This is a genomic window from Pseudomonadota bacterium, assembly GCA_023229365.1.
In the GTDB taxonomy this organism is placed as follows: Bacteria; Myxococcota_A; Polyangia; order JAAYKL01; family JAAYKL01; genus JALNZK01.
Map to the genome: position 1 here is coordinate 1 of JALNZK010000208.1, position 6110 is coordinate 6110.

Here is a 6110-nt window from a genome sequence, read left to right on the forward strand (position 1 = left end):
TCCTCCGCGACCACGCGCAGGCCGATCTCGGGGAACGTCGCGCGAAATCCGAAGACGAGCTCCGGGTGCGCCGCGGCGTACGGCGCGAGCCTCGCCTGCACGTCGGACTCCCCCATGCCGTGGAGGCGGAACGCGGCGACGTGGCGCGCGGGGGGCGCGGGGAGCGACGGGACGACGTGCGCCTCGAACATCGGCTTAAGCTCCCGCGGAGGCCCGGGGAGGAAGAACGCCTCCGCCCGTTTCGCACGGAGCGCGAAGCCCGGCGCCGTGCCGTTCGAGTTGTCGAGCACGCGGCAGCCCTCCGGCACGTCCGCCTGCTTGAGGTTCACGGGGTGCATCTCCCAGCCTCCCCGCACGAACGCGCCGCGCACGATCTTCTCGGCCTCGGCGCTGCGCACGAGCTTCACGCCGGCCGCCGCCGCCGCCGCCGCGGCCGTCAGATCGTCGTCCGTCGGGCCGAGCCCGCCGCTGACGAGCACGAGATCGCACTCGGAGAAGGCCGCGGTCAGAGCTTCGGTCAGGACCCGCAGGTCGTCGCCGATGGTGACGAACCGCCCGGTCCGGAAGCCGAGCTCGTACAGCCGCCTCGCCATGTACACGGCGTTCGTGTCCGCGAGCGCGCCGCGCAGCAGCTCGTCCCCGGTGTTGATGATCTCGATGCGCATGCCGCTTTCCAATACCGTTCCCGTTGCCCGCGGGATACTGAACAAATTACCAGTACCCGGTTTTACCGACCCCCGGAGGTCGGGTCAAGAAAATCGTCACCCGGCGCCGCGGCGACGCGGCCGCGGCGGCGCCACACACCAGGAGGGCGGAGCGAGCTCCGCCCCTACTCGCTTTCCACGATTCCGAACGGGAGGCGGGCCTGCGGCGTGCCCTCGGCGGCGAAGGCGAACGGCGCCGCGGCCCGGAGCGTGCCCCGCAGATCCGGCATGCTGAGCAGCATGTCCATGGGCGACGGGTCGCGCGTCCTGACGAGCATCTTGGCGAGGCGGAAGATGAGCCCCCGCTGCTGCTTCGGCACGTGGAAGACCTTCGTGTCCCTAGCGACGAAGCCGACCGCCCGGGCGCGCTCGAGCGCCTCGGCGTACCCGCCGATCTCGTCGACGAGCAGGTGCTGCTTGGCGTCCGCGCCGGACCAGATCCGCCCGCGGCCGCGCTTGTCCGCGATCTCCCGGGTGAACCCGCGGCCCCGTCCCTCGACCACGCGATCGAGGAACATGTTGTAGTACTCGCTGATCTGGCCGAGCAGCTTGCGGCGCTCCTCCGGCGTGTACGGCCGCGTCCACGACTCCATGTCGGCGTGCGCGCCGCGCTTGAACGTCGTCACGTCGATGCCGACCTTGCCGAGCAGCCCGGAAACGTCGGCCTTGCCGTAGAAGATGCCGATCGATCCGGTCATCGTCGTCGGCTCGGCGTAGATCACGTCCGCGGCGGACGCGATGTAGTACGCGCCGGACGCGGCCACGCCGCCGAGCGACGCGATCACCGGCTTCTTCTCGCGCAGCCGCATCACCTCGCGCCAGATGAGGTCCGACGCGAGCGCGGATCCGCCCGGGCTGTCGATCCGCAGCACGACGGCCTGGATGTCGGGGCTCGAGGCGAGCCTCCTGAGCTCCTCGGTCATCGTCTTGGCGCCGGTGAAGTGCAGGTCGAGGATCGGGACGTCGACGCTCTCGCCGTCGATGATGTCGCCCTCGATGTGCACGACCGCGACCGCCGGCGCGTCGAGGTACGCGCGGTGCCTGAACGGCGAGTCGCCGTACTTCTCGTCGAACGAGATCGGCCGGTCCGCCGTCTTCTCGAGCGTTTCCTCGAACGCGTCGGCCGGCACGAGCTTGTCGACGAGTCCGGCCGCGAGCGCCTCGGTCGCCGTGTACGGCCCGCCCTCGAACGCCTGGACCGCCGCCTCCCTGTCCGAGAAGGCGCGGTCCTTCTGCAGGTTCGTGACGATCCTGTCGTGCACCGAGTCGAGGTACCTGTTCATCGCCTGGGCCGACGGCTCGCTCGGCGCCACCTGCGTGACCTGCTCCGGCGCGTCCTTGTACTCGCCGATGCGGACGATGTCCGCGGCCACGCCGATCTTGTCGAGCAGCGCCTTGAAGTGGACCGAGTACGTCTTGATCCCCTGGAGACGCACGCCGCCGGCCGGGTTCAGCCAGACGTGATCCGCGGCCGCGCACGCCGTGTACACGGAGGAGGTCGCCTCGGTGAGGTAGCACGCCGTCTTGCGGCCCGCCGCCCTGAGACGGGTGAGCGCGCGCCGCACGCCCTGGGCCTGGTTCATGTGGAGCGAGTCGGCCTCGGGCTTGAGCACGACCCAGTCCGTGCCGCCGTCGTCCTCGATGCGCTGCATGAGCTCGATGAGCTCGGCGTACTCGTACGCGTCCGGCGCGCTGCGGAGCGCGAACACCACCGCGCGCTCCGGCGGGAGGTGGAACGGCATGGTCGGCGGCTCGTCGCCCGCGATCCGCGCGGACCAGGTGACCGCCTCGAGGCCGCCGTTGTCCGGGCCGAGGTTGAACGCCGTGCCGGCGGAGAGCCCGAGCGGGAACCGCCGCGAGTCGATCGCCAGCGACACGTCGAGGAAGTACCCGTTGTGCGCATCGTCGTCCCTGAGCCCCTCGGCGCCGAACCGCGTGCGCAGCGAGATGCCGTCGACCGGCATGACGGAGAGGAACGCGCCCGCGTCCGTCCGCCGCAGCTCGTCGGTCCGAAACGCGCCGTCCAGGATGTCCCAGGTCTTGACCTCGCCGTACGCGTAGGCGAGCTCGCCGCCGATCGCCCAGCGGTCGTCGCCGAGCGGCCGCACCGTGAGCCCGACGGTGAACTTGCGGGGAACCGCCTCGGTGCGCGCCGGGATCACGACGCCGCCCGAGACGCGCGTCGCCGCGAATCGCGCGTTCGGCGCGTTGGCGTCCGAGAGGACGAACGCGAGCGCGAGGTAGTTCACCGGCCGCACGGAGAGCGAGAGGTCGAAGGTGTCGATGTCGCCGAGGTCGTAGCGGAAGAACGTGCGGTAGGCGATGCCGATCCCCATGGCGCGGATCGGGTTCACCGAGAGGCCGATCGAGAAGCGCGCGCGCCAGTCGAGACCCTGCCACTCCATCACCTCGTCCGGGGTGGTGAGGAACTCGGTGGCGATGCCGATTCCGAACGGGCCGAGCGGCGCGGCGAGGTAGAGGCCGTGCCCCTGCCCGGCGAGGTGGAGCTGCCCCGAGTTGAGCCAGGCGCCCGCGTAGACGACGCTCCACGAGTCGAGGAAGCCCAGGTTCGCCGGGTTGACGGACAGCGCCGTCGCGTCCCCGACCTCGGTGATCGACGGGGTCGAGAGCACGATCCCCTCGGTCGCGCGCGGCACGTGGCTCTGCGCGCCGGCGGTCACCGGCAGAAGGACGACGACCGCGGCGAGCGCGGCCAGCTGTGCGGTTCGAATGCGGGACATCTTCGCCTCCCTGCGGCGTTTCCCCCTTGGAAAACGGATGACTTTAGCACGATCCCCAGAACTCCGCGAGTCGCCTCGAGAGGTCGGCCGCGGACGAGATCCGCACGGGGTTGGGCCACGCGGCCCCGAGCAGCGTCCGGTACGGCTCGCGCTTCAGGCGATCGTCGATGAGCAGGACGAAGCCGCGATCGGTCTCGGAGCGGATCACGCGGCCCGCGGCCTGGAGCACCTTGTTGGCGCCCGGGTAGACGTACGCGTGCTCGAAGCCCGACCCGGCCCGCTCGTCGAGGTGCGCGCGGATCGTCTCGCGCCGGGGATCCGGCGGCGGCAACCCGACGGTCACGGCGATGGCGCCCGAGATGAGGCAGTCCGGGAGATCGACGCTCTCGCCGAAGACCCCGCCGAGCACCGCGAACGCGGCCCGCGAGCGATCGGCCGCGGGCTCGATGAGCGCGAGGAACTCCGCGCGCGCCGCCTCGTTCATCCCCGGCGCCTGCCTGAGCAGCTCGACCTCGGGCGCGACGGCCGCGAGCCTCGCCGCCGCGGCGGCGAGGTACTCGTACGACGGGAAGAAGACGAGGTAGTTGCCGGGCTTGGCGCGCGCCGCGGCCGCGACGAGCTCGACCACGCGATCGAGCGTCGCCCCCCGCGCCGCGTAGCGCGTGTCGATCCGATCCGCGAGCAGCGGGAGCAGGTTCTCGGGCGGGAACGGCGAGCGGCCGACGAACGAGCCGGCGCGGCCGCCGGCGAGCATCCGCGAGAAGTAGTCGAAGGGCGCGAGCGTGCCGGAGAAGAACACCGCCGCCGAGACGCGATCGAGCGCCGCGCGGATCGGCCCGGCCGGATCGACGCAGGTGAGCTCGAGCGCGGCCGCGTCGCCCTCGCGCGCGACGAACGCGGCGAACCCGCCGTCGAGCCGCTCCGCCCGGTGCAGGAACCCGAGCGCGCGGAAGTAGAGGCCGAAGACGCCCGCGGCGGCGCGCACCGCCGGGCGCTCCGACAGGCCGATCTCGGCCGCGGCGACATAGCGCTCGGCCGCGCGGACGACGCCGGCCGGCGCGCCGGAGAGGACCGCCGCGCGCGCGCCCTCGCCGATCTCCCGCTTCGCGATCCTCCCGATCGCCGCCGCCAGCCCGCGCGCCGCCTTCGCGATCCCCGGATCCGCGTCCGCGACGCCCGCCGCCGCGCCGCGCGCCTCCCGCGCCGAGAGCCTCGCGGAGAACATCTCCCGCGCCCGATCCACGGCGTTGTGCGCCTCGTCGACGAGCGCCACCCGGCTCCCGAGGCGGAACCCCTGCATCACCTTGGGGCTCACGTGCGGATCGAGGGCGTAGTTCAGGTCGCCCGTGACGACGTCGGCGTACGGCACGAGCTCGAGGGCGAGCGCGAACGGGCACACGCGATGCCGCGCGGCGATCTCCTCGACGGCGCCGCGATCCGCGCATCGGATCTCGAGGAGCGCCGCCGCCGCCCCGGCGATGCGATCGAAGTGGCCGCGGGCGAGCGGGCACTCGCCCGCGTCGCACTCCGCCCCGGGGTGCGGGCAGATCGTGTCCCGCGCGGTGAGCGCGAGGCGGGTGCAGACGAGGCCGGCCCGTCCGAGCTCGTCGAGCGCCGCGTCGACCGCGCGCCGGCCGGTGCCGCGCGAGGTGAGGAAGAAGACCTGATCCGCGGCGCCGTCGCGCACGGCCTGGAGCGCGCCCCAGAGGATCGCCATCGTCTTCCCCGAGCCGGTCGGCGCGTGCGCGAGCAGCGTCTCGCCGCGGGCGATCGACGCCGCGGTGGCGTCGGCGAGCTCCCGCTGCCCCGGGCGGAACGACGCGTACGGGAAGCCGAGCCCGGCGAGCGACGCGTCGCGCTCCCGCCGCTGCGCGAGGACGGCGCCGAGCACGTCGAGGAGGCGGCCCGCGGCGCCCTCGAGGAACGCCCCGAGCTCGGCCGCGCCCCGCGTGCGCTCGAACGCGCGCTGCTCCCCCGACTCGCGGTGGACGTAGGTGACCCGGACCCGGATCGCGGGCGCGCCGAGCTCGGCGGCGAGCATCGCGGCGTACGCCTCGGCCTGCGCGAAGTGCAGCGGGTGCGCGCCCTCGTGCAGGAGGACGAGCGGCGTGGCGGTCGACTTGATCTCCTCGACCAGCGGTTGATCGCGGCTCAGATCGACGCCGTCGGCGCGGCCCGAGACGGCGAGCTCGACACCCTCCCGCGAGAACGCCGCGTCGACCCGCCGCTCCGCCCGGTACGTGCCGCCCCGGCTCGCCTGGATCGCGCGGTGCGCGAGCACGCCCTCGAGCGCCGAGGCGCGCGGTCCCCCGCCGCGGCGGAGATCCCCGCGCCGGCAGGTGAGCTCGACGAGCTCCCGGACGGAGATCGGGATGATGACCTCCCCCGGCCCCTCCCCGGAAACCTCTCCCCCGGCCCCTCCCCGAATCGGGGAGGGGAGGGAAGGAACACCGTGGAACCCCAGCGGGGAGAGGTCTCGTCCAGCGGGGGTGAGGCCAGCGGGGGTGGGGCCAGGGGGCATGCGCGGCTTCAGACGAGGACGCGCTCGATGCGCGCGCCGAGCTGGCGCAGCCGGTTGTCGATCGCCTCGTACCCACGATCGATTTGGCGGATGTTGTGGATCACGGAGCGCCCCTTGGCCTTGAGCGACGCGATGAGCAGCGCC

At 73.1% G+C, this 6110-nt stretch carries 3 protein-coding genes; all 3 read right to left on the reverse strand.

Annotated features, from left to right (window positions below; genetic code table 11):
* The coding region (locus M0R80_30925; protein ID MCK9464054.1) for a competence/damage-inducible protein A at nucleotides 1-665 on the reverse strand (665 nt) is incomplete at its 3' end.
* A 164-nt stretch (nucleotides 666-829) separates the two neighbouring features.
* Entirely contained in the window at nucleotides 830-3445 is a 2616-nt protein-coding gene (gene sppA / locus M0R80_30930) for a signal peptide peptidase SppA (GenBank protein ID MCK9464055.1), read from the reverse strand.
* Nucleotides 3446-3488: 43 nt separating this feature from the next.
* Nucleotides 3489-5966, reverse strand: coding sequence for an ATP-dependent DNA helicase (locus tag M0R80_30935; GenBank protein ID MCK9464056.1), 2478 nt, complete (start codon nucleotides 5964-5966; stop codon nucleotides 3489-3491).
* Between the last annotated feature and the right edge of the window lie 144 nt (nucleotides 5967-6110).